This is a genomic window from Actinomycetospora sp. CA-084318 (assembly GCF_050955885.1).
Lineage (GTDB): Bacteria > Actinomycetota > Actinomycetes > Mycobacteriales > Pseudonocardiaceae > Actinomycetospora.
Genome location: NZ_CP192098.1, coordinates 5,010,464 through 5,034,589, shown reverse-complemented (window position 1 = coordinate 5,034,589; position 24,126 = coordinate 5,010,464). Strand labels below are relative to the sequence as shown.

The following is a 24,126-nucleotide window of genomic DNA, read 5'->3' as shown; positions in this document are numbered from 1 at the left end:
CGGGGTCAGTGGTCGAGGATCTCGGGCAGGACGGGGCCCCAGGAGTTCGCGGTCGCGACGTCGACCTCCCAGGTCTTGGGGACCTGCGGCCGGTCGGTGTGCCAGGGGCGGGGGTCGAAGTGGCCGGCGTCCTCGTCGAGCATCTGGTCGAGCTGGGTGAAGAGCTCGATCGTGTTGCCGTCGGGGTCGCGGTGGTAGGTGAAGACGTTGTGCCCGGGGCCGTGGCGGCCGGGCCCCCAGTGCAGCCGGTAGTCGTGCCGGGCCAGGTGGTCCAGCGCGGTCTGCAGGTGGTCGAGGTTGCGCATCTCGTACGCGACGTGGTGCATACCGGTGTACTTCGTGCTCTGGAGGAAGTTCGCGGCGTGGTGGTCGGCGTTGCAGCGCAGGAAGACGAAGAAGTCCCCGATGGTGTCCGACCAGCGGAACCCGAGCAGGTCCTGGTAGAAGCCCTGGATCCGGTCGAGCGACGGGGTGAAGGCCGCGACGTGGCCGAGCTTGGTCGGCCGGTGGGCGGGGGCCGGGCCCTCGTCGGAGCTCGTGGGCTGCGACTCGTAGAGGTGCAGCGGCACGTCCGTGCCGGGCTCGGCGAGGACCAGGACGTCCGGGGTGCTCGGAGCGACGTCGGAGCGGCGCGAGACCTCGTAGCCGGCGTCGGCGAAGCGCTTGCCGGCGTCGTCGAGCGAACCGGCGACCTCGAACCCGACGCTGGAGCGGGCGGCGGCGTCGCCGCGGCGGATGACCACGCTGTGGTGCTCGAGCCCGGTGGTCAGGTAGGCGAGGTCGGGCGACCGGTCCTCGACGTGCAGGCCGAGACAGCGCTCGTAGTACTCGACCAGGCGGTCGACGTCGGGGGTCGTGAACTCGACGTAGCCGACCTTGGTGACGCGGCCGGCGGCGGTGCCGGTGTCCATCGCGGTTCTCCTCTCGGATGCGGGCGGATCAGGCGGCGAGGTAACCGCCGTCGACGGGCAGGACGACCCCGTTGACGTAGCGGGCGGCGGGAGAGCACAGCCAGACGACGGCCTCGCCCACCTCGGGGGGCTCGCCGTAGCGACCCAGCGTGGTGCGGCCGATGACCGGGGCCATGGCCTCGTCGGGCACGGCGGCGGTCATGGCGGTGCGGATCGGTCCGGGGGCGACGGCGTTGACGCGGACGCCCTGGGCGCCGTGGTCGACCGCGGCGGCCCGGGTGAGCCCTACGACCGCGTGCTTGCTCGCGACGTAGGCGGCCTGGGCGGGAGCGGCCTGCTCCGACCAGATCGACGCGGTGTTGACGATCGCGCCACCGGTGGCGAGCAGGTGCGGGATCTGGGCCTGCATCCCGACGAGGACCCCGGTGACGTTGACCGCGAGGACGCGGTCCCAGTCGTCCCGCCCGAGCTCGGCGAGCGGGGCGACCGCGAACGTGCCTGCGTTGTTGTGCGCGGCGTCGAGGCGACCGAAGGTGCGGACCGCGAGGTCGACGGCCGCGTGCACGGCGTCGCGGTCGGCGACGTTGAGGCGGATCGGCAGGGCCTTCGTGCCCAAGGCCTCGATCTCGGTGGCAGTGTCCACCGGGTCGACGAGGTCGCACACCACGACGGCGGCACCACGGGCGGCGAAGGCGAGGGCACTGGCGCGGCCGATGCCGCCGGCGGCGCCGGTGACGAGGGCGACCCGCCCCTCGAGGTCGGCGCTCACGCGGTCACCCGGGCCGGCTCGACCGTCGCGGCCTGGGCGGCGGGGTCGACGACGGGATTGCGCAGCCGGCCGAGCTCGCCGATCTCGACGACGACCTCGTCGCCGTCGGCGAGGAAGTCCCCGCGGGGGGCGCCCACGCCGGCGGGGCTGCCGGTCGCGACGACGTCGCCCGGTTCGAGCGTCATGATCCGGCTGGCCGCGGCGACCACCGCGAACACGCCGTTCATCATGTCCGCGGTGCTGGAGTCCTGCTTCACCACGCCGTTGACGCTCAGCGTGATGCGCAGGTCCTGCGGGTCGGCGACGAACCAGGCCGGGGTGACGCCCGGGCCGGTGGGGCAGAACGTGTCCTCGCCCTTGGCCGAGGTCCAGTCGAACCCGAACGGCGGGGCGACGGCGTCGGCGCGGGCGAGGCGGTCGCGGGCCGAGACGTCGTTGACCACGGTGTAGCCCGCGACGACCGCGGCCACCTCCGACTCGTCGAGGTCGCGGGCGCGGCGTCCGATCACCACGCCGAGCTCGGCCTCCCAGTCGATCCTGCGGTCCGGCCGGTCGGGGAGCACGATCGCGTCCTCCGAGCCGACGACGGTCGTGGTGGGCGGCTTGAGGAAGAAGTAGGGCGCCCCGACGGGGTCGGGCCGGGGCACGCCCATCTCGGCCAGGTGTGCGAAGTAGTTCGCGCCGGCGCAGATGACCTTGGGCGGGTACTGGACCGGCGCCTCGAGCCGGACGCCGGGGACGACCTCGAGGTCGGCCACCGGCAGGCGGCGCAGCTCGGGGGCGACGGCGTCCCAGTCGCCGAGCAGGTCGAGCAGGGTGCGGCCTGCGAACCCGGGCAGGGCGCGGACCGTGCCGTCGGTCTCGCGGAGCCCGACGGCGGTGTCGACGCTCCCGGGGGTGCGGTAGGTGACCAGGGACCAGGTCATGAGTGGGCCTCTCCGGTGTTCGGGGTCGCGGCGCGGTCGCCGGCCCAGTCCTCGTCGGCCGTCGTGAGCACGACCCGGCCGGTGTTCGCGGAGTCCTCGAGGTGACGGTGTGCCTCGGCCGCCGCGGTGACGGGGTAGGAGCGGTCGAGCAGGGGCCGGAAGCCCTCGGCCACGGCCGCCCAGAGTCGGCGGGCGCTGCGCGCGTTGCCGCTGCGCACGCCGACGATCCGCTGCGAGCGGGAGTAGAGGCGCAGCAGGTCGAGCTCGACCCGGCCGCCCAGGAAGGCGCCGGAGGTCACGACGCGGCCGCGGACCGCGAGGACCTCCATGGTGGCGTTCCAGATGTCGGGGTGGCCGAGGTCGTCGACCACGAGGTCGACCCCGGCGCCGCCGGTCGCCTCGCGGACCCGGTCGGCGAAGTCCGGCGCGAGCGGGTCGAGCACCGCGGCGGCCCCCAGGGCCTCGAGGCGCACCCGCTTGTCCTGCGAGCGGGACGTGGCGATCACCCGGGCGCCGCGGTGCAGCGCGAGGGCCGCGGTGAGCGAGCCGAGCGCGGACGACGCGCCGTGGACCAGCACCCACTCGCCGGGGGCCAGGCCCGCCTCGTCGAACTGGTTCTGGGCGACCGGGCCCGCGAGGGCCAGGGCCGCGGCCTGCTCGGGGCCGACGCCCTCCGGCACGACGAACGCGTTGCCCGCGGGCACCACCGTGTACTCGGCGTAGGCGCCGGGCACGTGCAGGCCCAGGATGCGGGCGGTGGCGCACGCCTCGGTCGCGCCGGCCGCGCAGGCGGCGCACTCGCCGCACGTGAGGACCGGGAGGACGGCGACGTGGTCACCGACCCGCAGGGTCGTGACGTCGGCCGCCACGGCGGCGACCGTGCCGGCGTGCTCGGCGCCCGGGACGTGGGGGAGCGCGATGTGGGCGTAGGGGTGCGTGCCGGCCCGGGCGCTCACGTCGAGCAGGCGGCCGACGCTCACGGCGGCCACGCGGATCGCGACCTGACCGGGACCGAGGTCGGGTGTATCCACCTCCCGGAGGGTCAGGACGTCCGGGTCGCCGAAGCGGTCGAAGCCGACGGCCTGCATCCGGGCCGGCAGCGCGTCCGGGCGGTCGCTAACCGTCGGCCACGACTGCTGGGCGAGCAGCGCTTCGGACATCTGTGTCCTCCTGGTTCGGGCGGGGTGGAGCACGAACGGCAGCCATGCCTGCTCGGAGCGGTGACGGCGACCGGACGTCCGGTGAACCTGCCGGTGCTGTGAGGCAAACTGTACGCACTTTGCGACGATGATCGGAAGTACGAATTTTCGACGACGCCGCTCTGACGTCGTCGTTGACCCGGATGCCCGGCATCCCGGAGCGGCGCAGAGTGGATACACTGCGGCTCATGAGCAACGAGCCCGCCACGGTCGAGGCCCTGGACGACGTCCCGACCGGACGGCGCCTCGCCCTCGACGTCCACGCCGCGGTCCGGGCGATGATCCTGAGCGGCGAGCTCGAGCCCGGCGCGCCGATCCTGCAGGCCGCGCTCGCCCGCCGGCTGGGGGTGAGCCGCACCCCGATGCGCGAGGCCTTCCGCCTGCTGCAGGAGGAGGGCCTCATCGACAACAAGCCCGACCAGCGGGCGATCGTGCGCGAGATCGACCCCGGCGAGATCGACACGGTCTACACCTCGCGCGTGATGCTCGAGGCCGTCGCGGTGAGCATCTCCGTCCGGGCCGCCACCCCGGAGCTGGTGTCCCGGCTGGAGGACGGGCTCGCCCGGATGCGGGCGCTGGCGGGCGAGGACGACATCGAGCACTGGCAGCAGGCGCACCGGGAGTTCCACCAGCTCACCACCGAGGGCGTGCCCGCCCTGCACGACACGATCTGCTCGCTGGGCGAGCGGGCCGAACGGTTCCTGCGCCTGGCGCAGCTCGGGAACCCCGGCGCCTCCTCCCGCTGGGACGCCGAGCACGAGACGCTCGTGCAGGCCTTCCGACTGCGCGACCACGACCTCGCCGTGCGCACGATCGCGCAGCACCTCGCCCGGACCGCCTTCACCGCGATGGCCGACATCGCCCCGCACCAGGACGCCACGGCCACCCGTGCGGCGCTCAACCTCCTGCTCACCCCACCGGCCGGGTCGTTCCACTGAGCGGACCGGTTTCGCGGACACCGCTGCCGTCGTCGCCGCACGATCGCGCCCGACCGCAGACGAGAGGACCGACCGTGCCCGTCACCGACCCGCGGACGAAGGCGAGGGCGCTCTACGACGCCCGCGCCACCCGCATCCCCATCGCGCCCTTCAGCGACGCCGAACCCGACCTCGGGATGGACGACGGCTACGCCGTGCAGGAACAGCTGATCGACCTGCTGCTCGCCGACGGCGACCGGATCGTGGGCCGCAAGGTCGGGCTGACCTCCGAGCCCATGCAGCGCCAGATCGGCGTGGACTCGCCCGACCACGGGCCGGTCCTCGCCTCGACGGTCTACCCCGACGGGGCCGCCGTCGCCCTGGGCGACTTCATCGCGCCGCGGCTCGAGGCCGAGATCGTGTTCGTCCTCGGCGGGCGCCTGCAGGGGCCCGGGGTGACCGTCACCGACGCGCGGGCCGCGATCGCCGGGGCCGTGGCCGGGGTGGAGATCGTCGACTCCCGGATCGAGGACTGGCGCATCCGGCTCGTCGACACCGTCGCCGACCTCGCCTCCAACGGCGCGGCGGTCGTGTCGAGCCGGGTCGTCCCGCTCGACGACCTCGACCCCCGCCTGCTCGGCATGACCCTCAGCCGCAACGGCGAGCTCGTCGACACCGGCGCCGGCGCGGCCGCGCTCGGCGACCCCGTGGCGGTGGTCGCCTGGCTGGCGAACGTGCTCGGCGAGCACGGGGTCGCCCTGGAGCCGGGCCAGTGGGTCATGACCGGCGCGCTGCACGCGGCGGTGCCCATGGCCGCCGGCGACGTCTTCCGCGCCGAGTTCGACCGGCTCGGAGCGGTGACGGTGCGGGTCGCATGAGCATCCCGACCCTCGCGGGCCGCCTCCGGGACGCCGTCACCGCGCGGACGGCCATCGAGCCGCTCTCCGCGACCGTTCCCGAGCTCGACCTGCCCACCGCCTACCGGGTGCAACACGTCCTGCGCGACGAGGCCGGGCCGCTCGCCGGCTGGAAGCTGGGGCTGACCTCGCGGGCCAAGCAGCGGCAGGTCGACGTGTCCGAGCCGGTCCACGGCTTCCTCCCCGCCGCCGGCGCGCTCGACCTCGGCGAGCCGCTCGACACGGCGGCCCTGATCGCGCCCCGCTGCGAGCCCGAGATCGTGTTCGTCCTCGGGCACGACCTCGCCGGGCCGCACGTGACCGCCGCCGACGTCCTCGCGGCCACGGCGGGGGTCGCCGTCGGGATCGAGGTGCTCGACTCCCGCTACCGGGACTACCGGTTCACCATGGCCGACGTGGTCGCCGACAACACCTCGGCGGGCCGCTACGTCGTCGGCCCGCCGGTGCCGCCGGCCGGGATCGACCTGCGGCTGGCCGGGGTGGTGCTGGAGAAGAACGGGCGGGTCGCGGCCACGGCGGCCGGAGCGGCGTCGATGGGACATCCGGCCGCTGCCGTCGCCTGGCTGGTCCGGGCGCTCGCCGCCACGGGAGAGGAACTGCGGGCCGGTGAGATCGTCCTCTCCGGCGGGCTGACCGCCGCGGTCCCGGTGGAGCCGGGCGACGTCGTCGTCGTGACCGTCGACCACCTCGGCACCCTGGAGCTGGCATGCCGCTGATCCAGGTCACCCTCGCCGCGGGGCGGAGCCCCGAGCAGCTCCGCGCGCTCGGCGAGGCCCTCACCACCGCGGTCGAGCAGGCGCTCGACGCCGACCGCGCGACCATCCGGGTGGTGCTCACCGAGTGCCCGCCCGACCTGTGGTTCGCCGGGGGCGAGTCCCTGGCGGAGCTGCGGGCCTCCGGGCGCCGCTGATCCCCGCTCACGACGACGGGCCCGGGACGTGCGGTCCCGGGCGCGTCGTCGTGCGGTGGCTGTCAGGGACGGACGGCCATGATGCAGGCCTTCGGCTCGGTGAAGAACTCGCGGCTGAACGTGCCGCCCTCCCGTCCCCAGCCGGAGTCCCCGACGCCGCCGAACGGCGCCCGCAGGTCGCGGACGAAGAAGCAGTTCGTCCACACCGTCCCCGCCCGCAGCGCCGCGGACACCCGGTGGGCCCGCGAGAGGTTCTCGGTGAACAGCATCGCGTTGAGTCCGAACGGCGAGTCGTTGGCGAGCCGCACACCCTCCTCCTCGGTGTCGAACGGCGTGACGGTCACGACCGGTCCGAAGATCTCCTCGCGGTGGACGCGGGAGTCGAGCGGCGCGTCGGCGATCACGGTCGGGCGCACCACCCAGCCGTCGCCGCGGCCGCCGGTGAGGACCTTCCCGCCCGGGTCGTCGAGGTAGCTCGTGACCTTGCGCCAGTGCTCCTCCGAGGCCAGCGGGCCGACCTGGGTCGTGTCCTGCGCCGGGTCCCCGATCCGCAGCGCCTCGGCGGCGGCGACGAACCGGGCGGTGAACTCCTCGAGCACCGGCCGCTGCACGAACAGCCGCGATCCGGCGAGGCAGACCTGGCCGGCGTTCGAGAAGATCGCCCGGATCGACCAGCCCACCGCGTCGTCCAGGTCGGCGTCGGCGAACACGAGGTTGGCGCCCTTCCCGCCGAGCTCGAGGCTCACCGGGGTCAGGTTCCGCGCGGCGGCGGCGGTGATCGCGCGCCCCGTCCCGGACTCGCCGGTGAAGGTGATCCGGTCGACCCGCGGGTCGGTCGTGAGGGCCTCGCCGGCCGACCCCGGGCCGTAGCCGTGCACGACGTTGAACACGCCCGGCGGCAGGCCGGCCTCCACGGCGAGGCGCGCGAGGATCGTCGCCGAGGCGGGGGTGTCCTCCGCCGGCTTCAGGACGACGGTGTTGCCCCAGGCCAGCGCGGGCGCCACCTTCCACGACTCGAGCATCAGCGGGAAGTTCCAGGGTGCGATCGCGGTGACCACCCCGGCCGGCTCGAACCGGGCGTAGGCGTGGTGCCCGGAGTCCATCGGGTAGGCCTCGGACGTCGACAGCCGCGCGTGGTCGGCGAAGAACCGGAGGTTCCGCGCGGTCCGCGGCACGTCCTGGTCCCGCGCGTCGGCCATCGGCTTGCCCATGTCCCGCGAGTCGGCGCGCGCGAGCTCGTCGGCGTGGGACTCGACGAGGTCGGCCAGCCGGTGCAGCAGGGCGCCGCGCTCGGCGAGGCCCATCCGGGGCCACGGGCCCTCGTCGAACGCGCGTCGGGCGGCAGTGATCGCCACCCCTGCCTCGTCCGGCCCACCCAGGGCGGCCTCGGCCCACGGCTGCCGGGTCCACGGGTCGACCGACGCGAACCGCGTCCCGTCCGCGGACTCCCGCTCCTCGCCGTCGATGACGTGTCCGAACGAGGTCATCGCGCGTCTCCCGCCAGCTCGAGCGCCACGTCGATGATCATGTCCTCCTGGCCGCCGACGAGGCCGAGCTCGCCGCAGCGGCGCAGGATCTCGTGGGTCGGCACCTTGTAGCGCTCGGCGGCGTGCTCGGCGTGCAGCAGGAAACTGGAGTAGACCCCGGCCCACCCCTGGACGATGGCGTTGCGGTCCATCTTCGGCCAGCGGTGCAGGTAGGGCCGGACGACGTCCTCGGCCGCGTCGAGCAGGGCCATCACGTCGAGCCCGGTGTCGACCCCGAGCCGGTCGAAGACCGCGGCGAGCACCTCGGTGGGCGAGTTGCCGGAGCCGGCGCCGAGCGCGCAGAGCGACCCGTCGACGTAGCGCACACCGACCTCTCGGGCGATCACCGAGTTCGCGACGCCGAGGCTCATGTTCTGGTGGCCGTGGTAGCCGACCCAGGCCTCGTCGCCGACCTCGGCCACGAGCGCCTGGAACCGGGCGCGGGCCTCGTGCATCAGCAGGGCGCCCGCGGAGTCGGTGATGTACGGGGCCTGGCAGCCGGCGTCGACCATGATCCGGGCCTGCTTCGCGAGGTCCTCGGGCGACGTGCGGTGCGCCATCATGAGGAAGCCCGCGGTCTCCATCCCCAGCTCCCGCGCGGCGTGGAAGTGCTGGACGCTCACGTCGGCCTCGGTGCAGTGGGTGGCCACCCGCACCATGTCCGCCCCGGCGTCGCGGGCGCGGCGGAGGTCGTCGAGGGTGCCGATCCCGGGCACGAGCAGCACCGCGATCCGGGCGTTCCGGGCCTCCTCGCGGGCGGCGGCGATCAGGCGCAGCTCGTCGGTCAGGGAGAAGCCGTAGTTGAACGATGAGCCGCCCAGGCCGTCCCCGTGGGTCACCTCGATGACCTCGACGCCCGCGCGGTCGAGGGCGCGGACGGTGTCGCGGACCTGCTGCTCGGTGAACCGGTGCGCCATGGCGTGCGAGCCGTCGCGCAGGGTGGTGTCGATGATGCGCACGTCGTGGCGCAGCGCGGGCCTCATGCCGCCACCTCCAGCTGCGCGCGTGCCATCAGCTCGCCGACGCGCGCCGCGGCCGCCGTCATGATGTCGAGGTTGCCGGCGTACTCGGGCAGGTAGTCGCCGTTGCCCTTCACCTCGAGGAACACCGCGACCCGCGCGTGCCCGCCCCAGGCGTCGGTGGGCTCGTCGAACTGGGGCTCCGCGCGCAGCGTGTAGCCGGGGACGTACTCCTGGACGTCGGCGACCATGCGATGGACGGAGTCGACGATCGCGGGCCGGTCCGCGTCGGCCGCGATCATGCAGAACACGGTGTCGCGCATGATCATCGGCGGCTCGACCGGGTTCAGGATGATGATCGCCTTGCCGCGGGCGGCGCCGCCGACCTCGGCGACGGCACCCGAGGTGGTGTGGGTGAACTCGTCGATGTTGGCCCGCGTGCCGGGCCCGGCCCCGCGCGAGGCCACCGAGGCGACGATCTCGGCGTACGGCACCTCGGTGACCCGCGAGACCGCGTGGACCATCGGGATCGTCGCCTGACCGCCGCAGGTGATCATGGAGACGTTCGGGGCGTCGAGGTGGTCGCGCAGGTTGACCGGCGGACACACCATCGGTCCGAGGTGGGCCGGGGTGAGGTCGACCGCCTGGATCCCCGCTTCTGCGTACCGGGGCGCGTTCGCGCGGTGCGCCCCGGCCGAGGTCGCCTCGAACACGATCCGGGGCAGCTCCTCGCGCTCCAGGAGCCAGTCGACGCCCTCCGCGCTCGCCTCGATCCCCTGGGCGCGGGCCCGCGCGAGCCCGTCGGACTCGACCACGCCGACCATGTACCGGACGTCGATGACGTCGCTGCGCCGCAGCTTCGCCAGGAGATCCGTCCCGATGTTGCCCGGCCCGACGATCGCCGCCGGGACTCTTCGTGAAGTCATGACCCGACCGTCGCAGCGGCGACCGCCCCGACCGAGCCGGTCGTCTCCCTGACCGGAACGCGGCGGCGGGGCTCAGTAGGTGATGACCGCCTTGAAGCGCACCTCACCCGCCGCAGCCCTCGCGTGGGCCTCCTCCGCGCGCTCCTTCGGGAAGGTCTCGATCATCGGGGTGACCCGGCCTTCGGCGACCATGTCGAGCGCCTCGACGAGGTGCTCGACGGTGTTGTGGGCCGAGCCGATGACCTGATAGCTGTTCGAGGTCAGGGCCAGTGTGGGCAGGTTCAGCTCGTCGGTGCCGATGCCCATCAGCACGACCTTGCCCCACGGCCGCAGCCCGTTCATCGCGGCCGTGACGGCGCCGTGCGAGCTGTTCGTGTGCAGCAGCACGTCGGCGCCCCCGGCCGCCCTCAGCGCGGCTCCGTCGGTCACGACCTCGTCGGCGCCCAGCTGCCGCGCGAGGTCCTCCTTGTCGGGGCTGTGGGCCAGTGCCGTGACGTGGAAGCCGGCCGGGTCCTGGCGGCCTACACGTTCACCGCCGAGGACGAGGCGCTCAAGCTCGCCAACGACACGCCCTACGGCCTCGCCGGTGCCGTGTGGGCCAAGGACGTCCACCGCGCGCACCGCGTCGCGGCACGCCTCCGCGCCGGCACCGTGTGGATCAACGCCTACCGCGTGATCGCACCGAACATGCCCTTCGGCGGCTTCGGCTCGAGCGGCATCGGCCGGGAGAACGGCGTCGACGCGATCAACGAGTACACGGAGAACAAGTCCGTCTTCGTCGAGCTCACCGGCGGCACCCGCGACCCCTTCCAGCTCGGCTGACCCCACCCCGACCACCCGAGGAGACCTCCGTGACCGTCACCGCGAACGACCGCCTGGGACTCGCGCCCACCGACCCCCATCCGATCGACGAGACCCGCCCCCTGGTCGACCGCTCGCTGACCAACCCCCTGTTCGGCGACCAGAAGATGAAGCTCGGCCTGTTCGGGATCAACTGCTCCTACGGGCTGATCATGAGCCACGCCCCGAGCACCTACGAGATCACCTGGGCCCACACCAAGGAGATCGCGCAGCGCGCCGACGCCATCGGCTTCGACGTCCTCGTACCCGTGGCCCGGTGGAAGGGGTTCGGCGGCTCCACGAACTTCAACGGGAACTGCTACGAGACCTTCACCTGGGCCGCCGGCATCGCCCAGGCCACGGAGCGCATCGCTGTGGCCTCGACCTCGCACCTGCCGACCGTGCACCCGATCGTCGCGTCCAAGATGGCGACCACCATCGACCACATCTCGGGAGGGCGGTTCGCGCTCAACCTCGTGATGGGCTGGGTCGCTCCCGAGATGGAGATGTTCGGCTCCGAGCAGCGGGAACACGACGAGCGCTACGCCTTCGGCCAGGACTGGCTCGACTTCGCCGACCGGCTCTGGAGCGAGGAGGGCACCTTCGCCGTCCACACGCCCTACTTCGACGGTGAACTGCTCGAGGCCTACCCCAAACCCCACCAGGCGCCGCGTCCGGCGCTGCTCAACGCCGGCAACTCCGCGTCCGGCATCGAGTTCTCGGCCCGCAACGTCGACGTCAACTTCGCCTCCCTCGACACGCTCGAGAACATCCGGACCTACAGCGACAAGGTGCGCGCCAGGGCCCGCGACCAGTACCAGCGCGACATCCAGGTGATGACCTACGGCCTGGTCGTCTGCCGCGACACCGAGAAGGAGGCCCAGCGCGCGTTCCAGCAGGTCGTCGACGAGGGCGACTGGGGCGCGGCCGGCAACGTCATCAAGATGGCGACATCGGGTGCCAGCCAGTCGTTCGTCCACGCCGCCACGAAGATGCAGGAGCGCTTCATCGCAGGGTGGGGCGGATACCCGATCGTGGGCACACCCGAGCAGGTCACGGAGAAGCTCGCGGAACTCAACGAGGCCGGGATGCAAGGCATGATCTTCGGGCTCATCGACTACAACGAGGAGCTCAAGTACTTCGGCGAGAACGTGATGCCGCTGCTCAAGGAAGCAGGCCTGCGCCACTGAGGGATGGCCGGGTCAGTCCAGCTCCTGCGCGATGCCGTGCGCGGTGGCGGTCAGCTCGGCGACCCATCCGGCGAGGCGGTCGCGTCGGAAGCGTGCGGTGGGCAGGGCGATCGAGAGCGCGGCGCCGGACGGGCCGGGCACGGCGACGCCGATCGCGGTCAGGCCGGCCTCGGTGCGTTCGTCGTTGACCGCGAACCCCTGGCGGCGGAAGCGCCGCAGGTCGCGCAGGAGCGCGTCGACGTCGGTCACGGGGGAGTCCGGGCGGGAGTACCGGGCCACGACCTCGTCCTCGGGCAGGCCCGCGAGCACGGCGCGCCCGCCGGAAGCGAGGTGGGCCGGCAGGACCTGCCCCTCGCGCGAGCTGACCCGCAGCACGTGGGTGCACTCGACCGAGGCGACGAACTGCACGTGGTCGCCGTCGACGACCATCGCGTTCGTCGTCTCGGTCACGCTCTCGGTGAGCGTGCGGAGGTGGGGGAGGGCGATCCGGCGGAGCTCGGCGACCGGCTGCACGCCAGCACGATAGGGGTCGGCGGGCAGAACCGTCGTAGCGTCACGGGCGCAGACACCGGCGACCTCGGGGAGCGGGCAGTGGCGCAGTTCCACGTCGACGGCTACCGGCCCGGCGACCCCTTCCGGGCCGAGCCCCACCCAGCGGTGGCCCTCCGTCCCGAGGGCGTCGGGGACACCGTCGACGTCCTGGTCGTCGGGGCCGGCCCCGCCGGGCTGGTGCTCGCCGCGCAGCTCGCGGCGTTCCCCGAGCTGCACACGGTGGTGGTGGATCGTCGGGACGGACCGCTCGAGGTCGGGCAGGCCGACGGCGTCGCCTGCCGGTCGATGGAGATGTTCGAGGCCCTCGGGCTGGCGGAGCGGGTGCTCGCGGAGGGCTACCAGGTCAACGAGGTCGCATTCTGGCGCCCCGACCCGGAGGACCCCGCGGCCGTCGTGCGCACCGGCCGCATCCCCGACGTCGAGGACGGCCTCTCCGAGATGCCGCACCTGATCGTCAACCAGGCCCGGATCCTCGCGTTCCTGCGCGAGCACCTGGCCCGCTCGGCGGCCCGCACCCCGACGGTGTTCGACCGGCGGGTCGAGGACCTCCGCGTCGAGCCGGACGGCGACCACCCCGTCGTCGTGACCCTGGCCGACTCCACCGGACACGTCTCGACCGTCCGCGCCCGGTACGTCGTCGGCTGCGACGGCGCCCGCAGCCGCGTTCGCGCGGCGATCGGTCGCGAGCTGCGCGGCGACTCGGCGAACCAGGCGTGGGGCGTCATGGACGTCCTGGTCGACACCGACTTCCCCGACATCCGCCGCAAGAGCGCCATCAGCTCGTCGTCGGGAAGCCTCCTGATCATCCCGCGCGAGGGCGGGTACCTCGTGCGCCTCTACGTCGAGCTCGACGGCGTCCCGGAGCGCGGCACGGTCACCCCCGAGACCCTCGCCGCGACCGCGCGACGCATCCTCGCCCCGTACACGCTGGAGGTCCGCGACGTCGGGTGGTGGTCGGTCTACGAGGTCGGGCAGCGGCTCTGCGACCGCTTCGACGACGGCCCCGACGACGACGCGCACCCGCGGGTCTTCATCGCCGGCGACGCCTGCCACACCCACAGCGCCAAGGCCGGCCAGGGCATGAACGTGTCGATGGCCGACGGGTGGAACCTCGGCTGGAAGCTCGGCGCCGTGCTGCACGGGACCGCCCGCCCGGAGCTGCTGGCTACCTACTCCGCGGAGCGGCAGCAGGTCGCGCAGGAGCTCATCGACTTCGACCGCGAGTTCGCGGCGCTGTTCAGCGACCACTCCGAGCAGACCGACCCGTCGGTGTTCCAGCGCTACTTCCGCGACCACGGCCGGTACACCGCGGGGTTCGGGGTCCGCTACGCCCCGTCGATGATCACGGCGGCGGCTCCGGCACAGGAGCGGGCGAAGGGCTTCGAGGTCGGCACCCGGTTCCACTCGGCGCCGGTCGTGCGGCTCGCCGACGCGAAGCCGATGCACCTCGGGCACGTCGCCCGGGCCGACGGGGCCTGGCGGCTGTACCTGTTCGCCGACCGCGACGGCACCACGCTGCGCGCCCTCACCGATCGTCTGGCGTCCATGCTGCCGCGGTTCACTCCGGCCGGGGGCGAGCCGGACGCCGTGATCGACGTGCGCGCGGTGTTCCAGCAGCACCACCACGAGCTCGAGACCACTGGACTGCCCGCGGTCCTGCGGCCGCGCAAGGGCCCGCTGGGCCTCGTCGACCACGAGAAGGCGTTCTGCCCGGACCCGGCGTGGGACGTGTTCGACCTGCGTGGCGTCGACCGGGACGGTGCGATGGTGCTCGTGCGGCCCGACCAGTACGTGGCCCACGTGCTCGCCCTCGACGACCACGACGCCCTGGAGGCTCTCCTCGGCGGGGTCCTGCTCGAGGGGTGAGGGTCAGGCGCCCCGAGGTCGGAAGACCACGGTCGTGGTGGGCGCGTCCGGGTCGCCCTCGACGTCGGTCACGGTGATGTGCACGGCCCGCCCCGCCAGCAGCGGGGCGATCGCGGCTCGCAATCCGGCGGTGGTGGCCAGGACCGAGTGGCCGGCGGCGAGCACGATGTCGACCTCGGCGTGGTGCTCGTGGACACGGACCGCCTGCTCGGGCCTGGGTCGGGCGGCGGGTCGGAGGCCGTCGTGGTGGTCGGCGAGGCAGGCCACGCCGGAAACGGCGAGGGTGCGCAGACGCATGAGGTCGAGGTCGGGGGTCATGGCGGCTCCCCTCCGTGGTCACGGCGGCGGGACCAGGCGAGAGCGGGCGCTCGGCGTGTCCGCGGGCTGGTCCGGCCGCGTCGGTCGGTACGTCCGTAGGACCCGGGCGGGACGGCTTCGTCATCCGCGCACGGCATGAGGGACGCCACGCCCCGGGGATGGAATTCGTCGGGCCCCGTCGTCGCGCCCGTCGCCGCCGTCCCAGCCGGTCGCGGACGATGCAGCACCGCCGTGGGGACGCGCCGTCGGGTCAGAGCCTCCGCAGCCGGAAGGTGAACTCCAGCTCGCGCCACTCGCCGTCGACGTCACGGCCGTCGGGGGTCGGGCCGGTCCGGGGCACGAAGTCGACGACGAGGTCCTCCTTGACCCCGAAGACCGCGTCGGAGTCGAGGTAGCGGCCGCCCCGGACGAACAGCTGGGTGATCAGCTGCTGGTGGCCGGGGGCGTCGATGAGGAAGTGCAGGTGCGGCGCCCGGTAGGGGTGGCGGCCGGTGGCGGTGAGCATGGCCCCGACCGGGCCGTCGGCGGGGATCGGGTACTCCGAGGGCAGGATCGACCAGAACCGCAGCCGGCCGTCGGCGTCGGTGCGCAGGCGTCCGCGCAGGACCGGTCCGTCGAGGTCGGGGAGCTGGACGTCGTAGAAGCCGTCCTCGTTCGACTGCCAGACGTCGACCGGGGCGTCGGGGACCGGCTGCCCATCGGTGTCGGTGACGGTGACGTCGACGTGCAGCGGGGTGCCGGGCAGGCCCGCGGAGATGTCGGTGCCCTGCGCGAGCTCCGGCGGGCCCTCGACGTAGAAGGGTCCGAGGACGGCCGAGGAGGTCGTCTCCGGGGTGCGCGAGTTGGTGAGCAGGTCGACGGCGCTGGAGACGCCCAGGGTGTCCGAGAGCAGCACGAACTCCTGGCGGACGTCGGTGGTGATGTGCCCGGCGCGGGTGAGGAAGTCGATCGCGGTCTGCCATTCGTCCTGGCGCAGGTCGTGGTCGAGGGCGAAGCCGTGCAGGCGCCCGACCAGGTCGGCGAGCAGCCCGGCCAGGCGCGGGTTCGCGGTGGCGTCGAACGAGCGGCGGACCCGGTCGGTCAGCTCGGCGACCGCGGACGCCAACGGTGCGCCCGAGGGCGGCCGCTCGCCCGCCCAGGCGCGGCGCAGGAGTTCGGTCATGCCCTCGCGGGTCAGCGGAGCGGGGTTGGGGTACGGCCGGGCGGTGGCGAGCTCGACGGCGCGGTCGAGGCCGTCCTCGGGCATGCCGAGCTCGCGCAGGGAGGTGGGGCCACCGGCCGCGACGACGAGGTCGTACACGCCGGTCGGGGCGTCCGGCACACCGAGGCGCGCGGCGATCCGGGCCATGGCCTCCGGGGCGGCGTCGGCGTTGTAGGCCATCGCCTGGGGCAGCACGACCGTGTGGGTCGAGGCGTGGGGGAGGTCGAAGCTGCCGCCCAGGGTGTGGCAGAGCTTGTGGTGCAGGCCCATGCCGGCCACGCCGAGGCAGGTGCCGGCCAGCCAGGCGCCGCGCAGCAGGTCCGAGCGGGCGTCGAGGTCGTCGGTGCCGTCCGCGAGCCGACGCAGGCCGGCGGCGAGGACCTCGACCGCGTCGAGCGCCAGGCTGTCCACGACGGGGTTGGCGTCCGGGGAGTAGAGGGCCTCGACGGCGTGGGCGAGCGCGTTCACGGCGCTGGTGACCGCGATCGGGCGCGGCAGGTCCGCGGAGAGCTCGGGGTCGTAGATGACGGTCTCGGGCAGGATCGCGGGGTCGGTCCGGGTCGTCTTCCGCCCGTTCTCGGTCTCGCCGAGCAGCGCGGTGACCTCGGAGCCGGCGTAGGTGGTCGGGAGGATCACCTGGTCGACGCCGGTGCGCACGGCGAGCGCCTTGGCGAGCCCGGTGGCCGACCCGCCGCCGACGGCCACCACGCAGTCCGCGTCCACCCGCTGCAGCTCCTCGAGCGCGCGGACGGTCACCTCGACCGGGGTGTGCATCGCGGTGCCGTCGAACCGGCCCACGGCGAGGTCGCCGAGGGCCTTCTCGACGCGGTCGCCGAAGGCGGCGCGACCGGGGGTCGCCAGCACCAGCGCGCGGGTGCGGCCGAGCCGGGCCACCTCCGCGGCGACGTCGTCGAGGCGACCGGGGCCGAAGACGATGCGGGCGGGCTGGGCGGTGTACTCGAAGCGGGTCATCGACAGGGATCCTTCCTGGCGCGCACGCATCGGTCCAGCACCGCTCGTGCCGACGACGTGCGGTCGCTCTGAGCGGACCCCGGCGTCGGGTCAGAGTCGCTCGATGATCGTCACGTTGGCCTGGCCGCCGCCCTCGCACATCGTCTGCAGACCCCAGCGGCCGCCGGTCCGCTCGAGCTCGTGGAGCATCGACGTCATGAGGCGCGCTCCGGTGGCCCCGATGGGGTGGCCGAGGGCGATGGCCCCGCCGTTCGGGTTGACCTTGGCGGGGTCGGCGCCGGTCTCCTTGAGCCACGCCTGCACGACGCTCGCGAAGGCCTCGTTGATCTCGACGGTGTCCATGTCCCCGATGCGCATGCCGGTCTTCGCGAGCGCGTACGCGGTCGCCGGGATCGGCGCGGTGAGGACCATGACCGGGTCGTCGCCGCGGGCCGAGACGTGGTGCACCCGGGCGCGAGGCGTGAGGCCGTGGTCGCGCACGGCCTGCTCGGAGGCGATGAGCAGCGCCGCCGACCCGTCGGAGATCTGGCTCGAGACCGCGGCGGTCAGGCGTCCACCCGGCGCGAGCGTCTTCAGCCCGGCCATCTTCTCCGGCGTCGTGTCGGCCCGCGGGCCCTCGTCGGTGTCGATGCCGGCGACCGGGGTGATCTCCTTCGTGAAGCGGCCCTCGGCGATCGCCCGGAGCGCGCGCCGGTGGCTCTCGTAGGCGAAGGCCTCCATCTCCTCGCGGGAGATGGCCCACTTCTCGGCGATCATCTCCGCACCGCGGAACTGGGAGATCTCCTCACCGGGGTAGCGGGCCTGCCAGCCCTCGCACCCGGTCCAGGGGTCGGGGTCGCCGAACTCCTTGCCCGCGAGGAAGCCCGACATGAGCGGGTAGCGGCTCATCAGCTGCACGCCGCCCGCCAGCTGAAGGTCGGACTGACCGCTCATCACGGCCTGCGCGGCGAACGAGACGGCCTGCTGGGACGAGCCGCACTGTCGGTCGATCGTCACGCCGGGCACGGTCTCGGGCAGGCCGGCCGCCAGCGCGGCGGTCCGGGCGATGTCTCCGGCCTGGGCGCCGATCTGGTCCAGACAGCCGAAGACGACGTCCTCGACCGCCGCCGGGTCGACCCCGCTGCGGTCGACGACCTCGCGGATGGTGTGCGCCGCGAGGTCCGCGGGATGCACCCCCGCCAGGCCCCCGTTGCGGCGGCCGACCGGGGTACGGACGGCCTCGACGATGTAGGCCTCGGACACGGGCCACCTCCTCGTGGTGGAGCTGCTTCTTAATACAGAATAGAAGATGGGGCAGCTCCTGGAGTGTGACGTGCTCAGACCAGGAGGTCCTGCCGGCCGTCGGCGCGCAGCGACTCGATGTACTGCGGGTGCAGCTTCTTCGCCAGCGGTGCGAGGGCGAGCAGCTTGGCGACGTTGCCTTCGACCTTGATCTTGTTGCGCGCCATCGCGAAGGGGAGGTTGACCTTGCCCTGCCAGTAGGCGTTGGCCGTCTCGGTCGTCATCAGCAACGCGGCGTCGGGGGCGGGCGCAGGGGTGGCCTCGCCACCCGCGTAGACCTTCCCCTCCCGCATGTCGATGATCAGGGACGAGTCGGGTTCGGAGCAGCGGGTCTCGAACACCATGCCGGTGGCCGCCATCTTCGGGCCGAGCTCCGGATCGGCGAACGCCCGCTCGAAGATGCCACCGACGTAGGTGCGGAGCTCGTTCTCGTCCGCGAAGCCCGGCATGTCGACTCCCTCTCGAGGCGGATGTGACGCGGCGACCGACGCCGCTCGGCCGGACCCAAGCAGTTTTCTATTCGCCGGTCAATTTTGCGGGCGCGGTCAGGGCCGGAGGGCGTGCAGCACCATCGACTGGGCGACGACGATCAGGTCGTCGATCGGCCCGCGGTCCGGGTCCCACCACTCCGCACACCAGTTGAGCGCACCCATCACGAGCATGCGGCCCAACGACGGGTCGACGTCGTCGCGCAGCAGCCCGGCCTGCGCGAGGTCCGCCACCAGGCCTCGCCAGACGTCGAAGTAGGCGGTGAGGACGTCGAGGGCGGGGCGGCTGATGTCCGGCGGGACCTGGTTGGTGTTGCGGATGAAGGCCCGGGCGTAGTCGGAGAGTTCCAGCTCGTGCCGCAGGTGGGCCTCCACGGCCGTGGCCAGCCGGACCGAGGGGGAGCTGTCCGCCGGCAGCGCGGCCAGTCGCTCGGTCAGGTAGCCGACCATCGCCTCCGCGCCGGCCGTCAGCACCGCGCCCACCAGTTCCTCGCGGTGGGCGTAGTAGTAGTAGATCGCGGGGGCCTGGACGTGGGCCTCCTCGGCGATGTCCGAGAGCCGCGTGCCCGCGTAGCCACGCTCCGCCAGCACCTTGGCCGTCGCGTCGAGCAATCGGGCGCGGGTCCGGGCGGACTTCGGGACCGACTCCTCCGCGGTCTCGGTACGGGTCTTCGTCCGTCGGGCCATCTCGAAAGGATATTCGACTCTGCTCCGGGGCGGCCGGTGGTCGGGTGACGTTCAGGTGTCCCGGTGCAGGGGTGTGGACGGCACGGGGACTCAGTAGGAGGCGGGCAGCCCGAGGCTGCGCTGGGCGACGAAGTTCAGCACCATCTCGCGGCTCACCGGCGCCGTCTTGAGCATGCGAGCGACGAACCACAGGTCGGACAGGCCGTACTCGAGGGCCAGGCCGTTGCCGCCGTGGGTCTGCATGGCCTGGTCGAGGGTGCGCAGCGAGGAGTCCGCGGACGCGAACTTGGCGACGTTCGAGGCCTCGGCCGCGTCGGCTCCCGCGTCGAAGAGTTCCCCGGCGCGGAAGGTCATCAGGCGGGAGAGCTGGGTGTTGATGTAGGCCTCGGCGAGCGGGTGCGCGACGCCCTGGTGCGCCCCGATCGGGGTCGACCACACCTGGCGGTCCCGGGCGTACTGCGTGGCCTTCCCCAGGGCGTACAGGGCGATCCCGTTGCTGATGCACGCCGCGGTGATCCGCTCGGGGTTGAGCCCGGCGAAGACCTGGCGCAGGCCGTTGCCCTCGTCGCCGATGAGCGCGTCCCGGCCGACCCGCACGTCGTCGAAGAACACCGTGAACTGGTGCTCGGGCTGCTGGAGCGCGCACGGGATGTGCTGCCAGGTCAGGCCAGGGGTGTCGGTGGGGACCACGAAGAGCGAGAGCGGGTGGCGCCCCGACGGGCCGGCCTCCGGGGCGCGGGTGACCACGAGCACGGCGTCGGCCTGGTCGATGCCCGAGGTCCAGTACTTGGTCCCGGACAGGCGCCACCCGTCCCCGTCGGGGTGGGCGGTCGTCGTGATCGCGTGGCTGTTCGAGCCGGCGTCCGGCTCGGTGATCGCGAAGGCGACCTTCAGGCTGCCGTCGGCGATGCCGGGCAGCCAGCGCTGCTTGAGCTCGTGGCTGCCGTGCCGGTCGATGATGGTCCCGCAGATGGCCGGGGAGATGACCATCATCAGCAGCGGGCAGCCCTGGGCCGAGGCCTCCTCGACCACCACGGCGAGGTCGGACATGGTGCCGCCACCCCCGCCGTGGGCCTCGGAGAGGTGGACCCCGAGGAAGCCCGCGGCGCCGAGGTCGGCCCACAGCTCGTCGGGCTCCTCGTGCTTCGCGGCCTTCTCCATGAAGTACTCGTGGCCGTACTTGCCCACGAGTCGCCCGACGGCCTCCCGCAGGGCGGCGCGCTCCTCGGTGTCGGCGACGATCGAGGACGTGTTCATGCGGTGCTCCAGACGTGGATCTACCGACCGGTGAACTTCGGGCGGCGGCGTTCGACGAAGGCGGTGACACCCTCGAGGGTGTCGGCGGTCCGGCAGGCGGCGACGATGCTGTCCTCCTCGGCGGCGTGCTGGTCGCGCAGCGTCGCGTCGGAGCTCTGCCGCAGCAACCGGCGCATCGCCCCGAACGAGCGCGTCGGACCCGCGGCGATCTGCTCGGCCACCCGACGGGCCTCGGCGTCGACGTCGTCGGCGGGGACGACGGTGGTCACGAGGCCCCAGTCCTGCGCCTCGGCGGCGGTGAGCCGGCGGTTGGTCAGGAACATCTCCTGGGCGCGGCGCAGCCCGATCATGCGCGGCAGGTACCAGGAGCACCCGCCGTCGGAGACCATCGCGATCCCGCCGTACCCGGCGGTGAACTTCGCGTCCTCGGCGGCGACGACGATGTCGGCGGTGCACACGATCCCGAGGCCGCCCCCCGCGGCGGCGCCCCGGACGGCCGCGATCACGGGCGCGTCGAGCGAGGCGAGGCGGTCCAGGGCCGCGTGGAACGGGCTGATCATGGCGCGCAGCGTGTCGGGCAGCGCCTCCGACGGGGTGTCGGTGAACACGGTGATGTCCCCGCCGACGCTGAACATCGGCCCGGCGCCGGTGATGAGCACCGCGCGCAGCCCGTCGTGCTCCGCGAGGAGCGTGACCGCCCGCAGCAGGTCCTGCGTCACCGCGGGATCGATGGCGTTGCCCTGCTCGGGGCGGTCCAGGGTGATCGTCGCCAGACCCTCGACGATCTCGAGGCGCAGGGTGGTGAACGGCGGTGCCGCGTCGGCCCACCGAGCGGTGTCGGTGTACTGGTCCAGCGCGGTGATTCGCCCGTCGGACACCGTCACGACGTGGGCGAAGGCGGCGTCCACGGGCGCGCCGCCGCGACGCCCCCGGCCGGTGTAGCGGCCGGTCACGAGCAGGCGGCCGTCGGTCAGCGCGACGACGTGCTCGGGCTCGGCCCGGGCGGCGAACTGCCGCCCGATCCCGCCCCAACCGTCGCGGATCATCGCGTCGGCCCCGCGGTGCTCGCCGCCGACGCCGCCGGGCATCCCCTCGGCCAGTCGGCCGACGAAGTCGGGGTGCACGAGCTCGGTCAGCGCGTCCCCGTCGCCGGTGGCGAGGGCGACGTACAGCCGGCGGACCACGGCAGCCGGATCCTCGGACACGGCCGTGCTCGTGGGGTGATCCACAGGGCCTCCCAGTCGCGGTTTCTAACGGAGAGTAGGTTTTCCGCCCGCGTCGCGTCAACCGCCGTGGCCCGTCACGGCATCGTCGAACCGCCACCCACGGCGATCACCTGGCCGGTCACCTGTCGGGCGACCGTCTCCGAGGCCACCCACGCCACCGCGTGCCCGATGTCCTCGGGGGTGGTCAGGCGGCGCAGCGCCTGGGTCCGCACGATCGAGTCGACCTGATCGGGCGGGAAGAGGGTGTCCCGACCCACGGCCCACACGCTGTGCTCGCCGACGGGCACGTCCTCGGGCGGCAGCACGATCCCGGGGGCGACCACGTTCGAACGGATGCCGTAGCGGCCGTTCTCGCGCGCGATCGAGCGGGCCAGTGAGATGAGGGCCGCCTTGGTGCTGCCGTAGATCGCCTGCCGGACGGCCCCGAAGGCCGCGTCGCTGGAGAGGAAGACCAATGCTCCGCGTCCCGCCTCCTGCATGAGTGGGAGGACCGCCTGGCTGCACGCGACGGCCGCGAGCAGGTTCAGGTCGATCGTGCGATGCCAGAGCTCGGGGTCGGTCTGCTCGGTGAACCAGCCGGGCCTGCTCCAGCCGGCGTTGTTGACGAGGACGTCGACGCCGCCCCAGAGCTCGACGGCGTGGTCGACGACCCGTCGGCCGGCGTCGGGGCCGGTCAGGTCGATCGTCAGGGTGCGGGCGTCGGCGGCGCCGCGGTCCGACGCCTCGGCGGTCACCCGCTCGGCCTGCTCGCCGTCGACGTCGACCACCAGGACCCGCGCGCCCTCCGCGGCGAAGACGTGCGCGATGCCCCGTCCGATGTTGGCGGCCGCGCCGGTCACGACGACCCTGCCCCCCGCGTGCCCCAGGTCCATGCCGCTCCTCCGGTGGTCGACGCCCGCACGGTTTCGACGCCAGGTTAAACGGCCTCCGGCCCGGCCTGCCCTTCCTTGACACGGCCGATCCGCCGTGGTGTCCTCTGCCGGTTAATTGAGGTTAAAAAGCTGCTGTCAGTGCGAGGGGGAGCGATGGTGCGGACCCGGCCCGCCTACGACCCGGTGTCGGTCGGCTCGCTCGACTTCTGGGCGCTGACGCCGCGCGAGCGCGATCGGCGACTGCGCACCCTGCGCGACGAGCGCCCGGTCAGCTGGCAGCGCCCCGCGGAGGGCTCGATGCTCCCGCAGGAGGACGGCGCCGGCTTCTGGGCGGTGACCCGCCACGCGGACATCCAGGCCGTGAGCAAGGCTCCCGCGGACTTCTGCTCGGGGCAGGGCGTGATGATCGAGGACGTCCCGGACGACATCCTCGAGGCGGCCTCGTCGTTCCTGGCCACCGACGCCCCCCGGCACACCGCGCTGCGGCGGCTGGTGAGCGCGGCGTTCACCCCCCGCCAGGTGCGGCGCATCGACGAGCAGATCCGCGACCAGGCGCGGCGGATCGTCGACGAGCTGATCGAGGTCGGGGACTGCGACTTCGTCGACGCGGTGGCCCGCCGGCTCCCGATGTGGACGATCTACGAGATGTGCGGGTTGCCCGAGGAGCACCGGCTGTCGGCTGCGCACGCCGCCGACGGGATGGTCTCCTGGTCCGACGAGGAGGTCCGGGCCGGCCGGGAACCGGCCGAGCTGCTGAACGACTCGCTGATCACCCTGATCTCCATCGGCATCGAGCTCGCCGAGGACCGGCGGGCGCACCCGCGCGACGACCTGATGACGAACCTCGTCCAGGCGGAGGTCGCGGGCGAGAAGCTCACCGACGAGGACATCGCCGCGTTCTTCGTCCTGCTGTCGGTGGCGGGCAACGACACCACGCGCAACACCATCACCCGGACCGTGCAGGCGCTGACCGAGTTCCCGGACCAGCGCGCGATCCTGGCGCAGGACTTCGAGGGCACGATCGGCACGGCCGTCGAGGAGTTCGTCCGGTGGGCGAGCCCGGTCATGACCTTCCGGCGGGTGGCGACCCGCGACCTCGAGCTCGGTGGTCAGCTCATCGCCGAGGGCGACTGGGTTGTCATGTACTACGCCTCGGGCAACCGGGACGAGCGCGTCTTCACCGATCCGCACCGGTTCGACGTGCGCCGGGCGCCGAATCCGCACGTCGGCTTCGGTGGTGGCGGGCCGCACTTCTGCATGGGCAACGTCCTGGCGAAGACCCAGCTGCGGGCCATCGTCGGCGAGCTGCTGCGCCGCGTGCCCGACCTCGAGGCCGGGGAACCGGTCCAGGTGGTCGGCAACTTCGTGGACGGGGTCAAGGCGATGCCCTGCACGCTCCACCTCTGAGACCGCGGG

The 24,126-nt window shown here is 73.2% G+C and carries 25 protein-coding genes; 8 read left to right on the top strand and 17 right to left on the bottom strand.

Going from position 1 to position 24,126, the window contains the following annotated elements:
* Nucleotides 1–5 precede the first annotated feature (5 nt).
* Genes ACQPYX_RS24525 through ACQPYX_RS24510 form a run of 4 tightly spaced genes read right to left on the bottom strand, consistent with a single transcriptional unit; the run spans nt 6 to nt 3,766 of the window.
* A complete protein-coding gene (locus ACQPYX_RS24525; RefSeq protein WP_433799878.1) occupies nt 6–911 on the bottom strand; it encodes a VOC family protein in 906 nt (301 codons plus the stop codon).
* Nucleotides 912–939: 28 nt separating this feature from the next.
* On the bottom strand, nt 940–1,680 hold the full coding sequence (locus ACQPYX_RS24520; protein ID WP_433799877.1) for an SDR family NAD(P)-dependent oxidoreductase: 741 nt from the start codon (nt 1,678–1,680) through the stop codon (nt 940–942).
* Entirely contained in the window at nt 1,677–2,606 is a 930-nt protein-coding gene (locus ACQPYX_RS24515) for a fumarylacetoacetate hydrolase family protein (protein ID WP_433799875.1), read from the bottom strand. Before ACQPYX_RS24515 ends, ACQPYX_RS24520 begins: the two co-directional genes overlap by 4 nt.
* Nucleotides 2,603–3,766: a quinone oxidoreductase family protein gene (locus ACQPYX_RS24510; protein ID WP_433799874.1), complete on the bottom strand. Its 1,164-nt coding sequence runs from the start codon at nt 3,764–3,766 to the stop codon at nt 2,603–2,605. Before ACQPYX_RS24510 ends, ACQPYX_RS24515 begins: the two co-directional genes overlap by 4 nt.
* Before the next feature lie 227 nt (nt 3,767–3,993).
* Between ACQPYX_RS24510 and ACQPYX_RS24505 the strand changes: the two genes are divergently transcribed.
* The 4 genes from ACQPYX_RS24505 to ACQPYX_RS24490 all read left to right on the top strand — a co-directional run bounded on the left by ACQPYX_RS24505 (nt 3,994) and on the right by ACQPYX_RS24490 (nt 6,549).
* Nucleotides 3,994–4,743 carry a GntR family transcriptional regulator gene (locus ACQPYX_RS24505; RefSeq protein WP_433799873.1) on the top strand — a complete coding sequence of 250 codons (750 nt, stop codon included), beginning with the start codon at nt 3,994–3,996 and terminating at the stop codon, nt 4,741–4,743.
* Between the two features lie 74 nt (nt 4,744–4,817).
* Entirely contained in the window at nt 4,818–5,600 is a 783-nt protein-coding gene (locus ACQPYX_RS24500) for a 2-keto-4-pentenoate hydratase (protein WP_433799872.1), read from the top strand.
* Entirely contained in the window at nt 5,597–6,355 is a 759-nt protein-coding gene (locus ACQPYX_RS24495; protein WP_433799871.1) for a 2-keto-4-pentenoate hydratase, read from the top strand. The genes ACQPYX_RS24500 and ACQPYX_RS24495 overlap by 4 nt, the downstream gene beginning before the upstream one ends.
* Nucleotides 6,346–6,549, top strand: coding sequence for a tautomerase family protein (locus ACQPYX_RS24490; protein WP_433799869.1), 204 nt, complete (start codon nt 6,346–6,348; stop codon nt 6,547–6,549). Before ACQPYX_RS24495 ends, ACQPYX_RS24490 begins: the two co-directional genes overlap by 10 nt.
* Nucleotides 6,550–6,611: 62 nt before the next feature.
* Here the strand turns inward: ACQPYX_RS24490 and ACQPYX_RS24485 are convergent, their stop codons facing one another.
* The 4 genes from ACQPYX_RS24485 to ACQPYX_RS24470 all read right to left on the bottom strand — a co-directional run bounded on the left by ACQPYX_RS24485 (nt 6,612) and on the right by ACQPYX_RS24470 (nt 10,572).
* Complete coding sequence (locus tag ACQPYX_RS24485) at nt 6,612–8,036, bottom strand: aldehyde dehydrogenase (RefSeq protein WP_433799868.1); 1,425 nt, start codon at nt 8,034–8,036, stop codon at nt 6,612–6,614.
* On the bottom strand, nt 8,033–9,058 hold the full coding sequence (gene dmpG / locus ACQPYX_RS24480) for a 4-hydroxy-2-oxovalerate aldolase (RefSeq protein WP_433799866.1): 1,026 nt from the start codon (nt 9,056–9,058) through the stop codon (nt 8,033–8,035). Before dmpG ends, ACQPYX_RS24485 begins: the two co-directional genes overlap by 4 nt.
* Nucleotides 9,055–9,960, bottom strand: coding sequence for an acetaldehyde dehydrogenase (acetylating) (locus tag ACQPYX_RS24475; RefSeq protein ID WP_433799865.1), 906 nt, complete (start codon nt 9,958–9,960; stop codon nt 9,055–9,057). The genes dmpG and ACQPYX_RS24475 overlap by 4 nt, the downstream gene beginning before the upstream one ends.
* 72 nt (nt 9,961–10,032) lie before the next feature.
* Nucleotides 10,033–10,572, bottom strand: coding sequence for a zinc-binding dehydrogenase (locus ACQPYX_RS24470; RefSeq protein ID WP_433799864.1), 540 nt, complete (start codon nt 10,570–10,572; stop codon nt 10,033–10,035).
* On the opposite strand from ACQPYX_RS24470, the gene ACQPYX_RS24465 reads away from it, so the two are divergent.
* Both ACQPYX_RS24465 and ACQPYX_RS24460 read left to right on the top strand, forming a co-directional pair.
* A complete protein-coding gene (locus tag ACQPYX_RS24465) occupies nt 10,456–10,782 on the top strand; it encodes an aldehyde dehydrogenase family protein (RefSeq protein ID WP_433799863.1) in 327 nt (108 codons plus the stop codon). The two genes, ACQPYX_RS24470 and ACQPYX_RS24465, sit on opposite strands and share 117 nt — an antisense overlap.
* A gap of 29 nt (nt 10,783–10,811) precedes the next feature.
* Nucleotides 10,812–11,990, top strand: a complete 1,179-nt coding sequence (locus ACQPYX_RS24460) for an LLM class flavin-dependent oxidoreductase (protein ID WP_433799862.1) — start codon at nt 10,812–10,814, stop codon at nt 11,988–11,990.
* Nucleotides 11,991–12,002: 12 nt separating this feature from the next.
* Here the strand turns inward: ACQPYX_RS24460 and ACQPYX_RS24455 are convergent, their stop codons facing one another.
* Nucleotides 12,003–12,503 (bottom strand): IclR family transcriptional regulator, encoded by a 501-nt coding sequence (locus tag ACQPYX_RS24455; RefSeq protein WP_433799861.1) that lies wholly within the window; start codon nt 12,501–12,503, stop codon nt 12,003–12,005.
* A gap of 78 nt (nt 12,504–12,581) precedes the next feature.
* Here ACQPYX_RS24455 and ACQPYX_RS24450 point away from each other — a divergent pair, with 78 nt between their 5' ends.
* A complete protein-coding gene (locus tag ACQPYX_RS24450; protein ID WP_433799860.1) occupies nt 12,582–14,408 on the top strand; it encodes an FAD-dependent monooxygenase in 1,827 nt (608 codons plus the stop codon).
* A 3-nt stretch (nt 14,409–14,411) separates the two neighbouring features.
* Here ACQPYX_RS24450 and ACQPYX_RS24445 read toward each other — a convergent pair whose 3' ends face one another.
* The 8 genes from ACQPYX_RS24445 to ACQPYX_RS24410 all read right to left on the bottom strand — a co-directional run bounded on the left by ACQPYX_RS24445 (nt 14,412) and on the right by ACQPYX_RS24410 (nt 22,710).
* Nucleotides 14,412–14,726, bottom strand: coding sequence for a hypothetical protein (locus ACQPYX_RS24445; RefSeq protein ID WP_433799859.1), 315 nt, complete (start codon nt 14,724–14,726; stop codon nt 14,412–14,414).
* A 250-nt stretch (nt 14,727–14,976) separates the two neighbouring features.
* Entirely contained in the window at nt 14,977–16,899 is a 1,923-nt protein-coding gene (locus ACQPYX_RS24440) for a maleylacetate reductase and hydroxyquinol 1,2-dioxygenase domain-containing protein (RefSeq protein ID WP_433799858.1), read from the bottom strand.
* 90 nt (nt 16,900–16,989) lie between these two features.
* Nucleotides 16,990–18,141 carry an acetyl-CoA C-acetyltransferase gene (locus ACQPYX_RS24435; protein ID WP_433799857.1) on the bottom strand — a complete coding sequence of 384 codons (1,152 nt, stop codon included), beginning with the start codon at nt 18,139–18,141 and terminating at the stop codon, nt 16,990–16,992.
* Between the two features lie 74 nt (nt 18,142–18,215).
* Nucleotides 18,216–18,629, bottom strand: a complete 414-nt coding sequence (locus ACQPYX_RS24430) for an SCP2 sterol-binding domain-containing protein (protein ID WP_433799856.1) — start codon at nt 18,627–18,629, stop codon at nt 18,216–18,218.
* 96 nt (nt 18,630–18,725) lie between these two features.
* Nucleotides 18,726–19,355, bottom strand: a complete 630-nt coding sequence (locus ACQPYX_RS24425; protein ID WP_433799855.1) for a TetR/AcrR family transcriptional regulator — start codon at nt 19,353–19,355, stop codon at nt 18,726–18,728.
* Nucleotides 19,356–19,445: 90 nt separating this feature from the next.
* A complete protein-coding gene (locus ACQPYX_RS24420; RefSeq protein ID WP_433799854.1) occupies nt 19,446–20,612 on the bottom strand; it encodes an acyl-CoA dehydrogenase family protein in 1,167 nt (388 codons plus the stop codon).
* A gap of 20 nt (nt 20,613–20,632) precedes the next feature.
* Nucleotides 20,633–21,817, bottom strand: coding sequence for an enoyl-CoA hydratase-related protein (locus tag ACQPYX_RS24415; RefSeq protein ID WP_433799853.1), 1,185 nt, complete (start codon nt 21,815–21,817; stop codon nt 20,633–20,635).
* A gap of 95 nt (nt 21,818–21,912) precedes the next feature.
* Complete coding sequence (locus tag ACQPYX_RS24410; protein ID WP_433799852.1) at nt 21,913–22,710, bottom strand: SDR family NAD(P)-dependent oxidoreductase; 798 nt, start codon at nt 22,708–22,710, stop codon at nt 21,913–21,915.
* A 153-nt stretch (nt 22,711–22,863) separates the two neighbouring features.
* Here ACQPYX_RS24410 and ACQPYX_RS24405 point away from each other — a divergent pair, with 153 nt between their 5' ends.
* Entirely contained in the window at nt 22,864–24,117 is a 1,254-nt protein-coding gene (locus ACQPYX_RS24405) for a cytochrome P450 (protein WP_433799851.1), read from the top strand.
* The last annotated feature ends 9 nt before the right edge of the window (nt 24,118–24,126 follow it).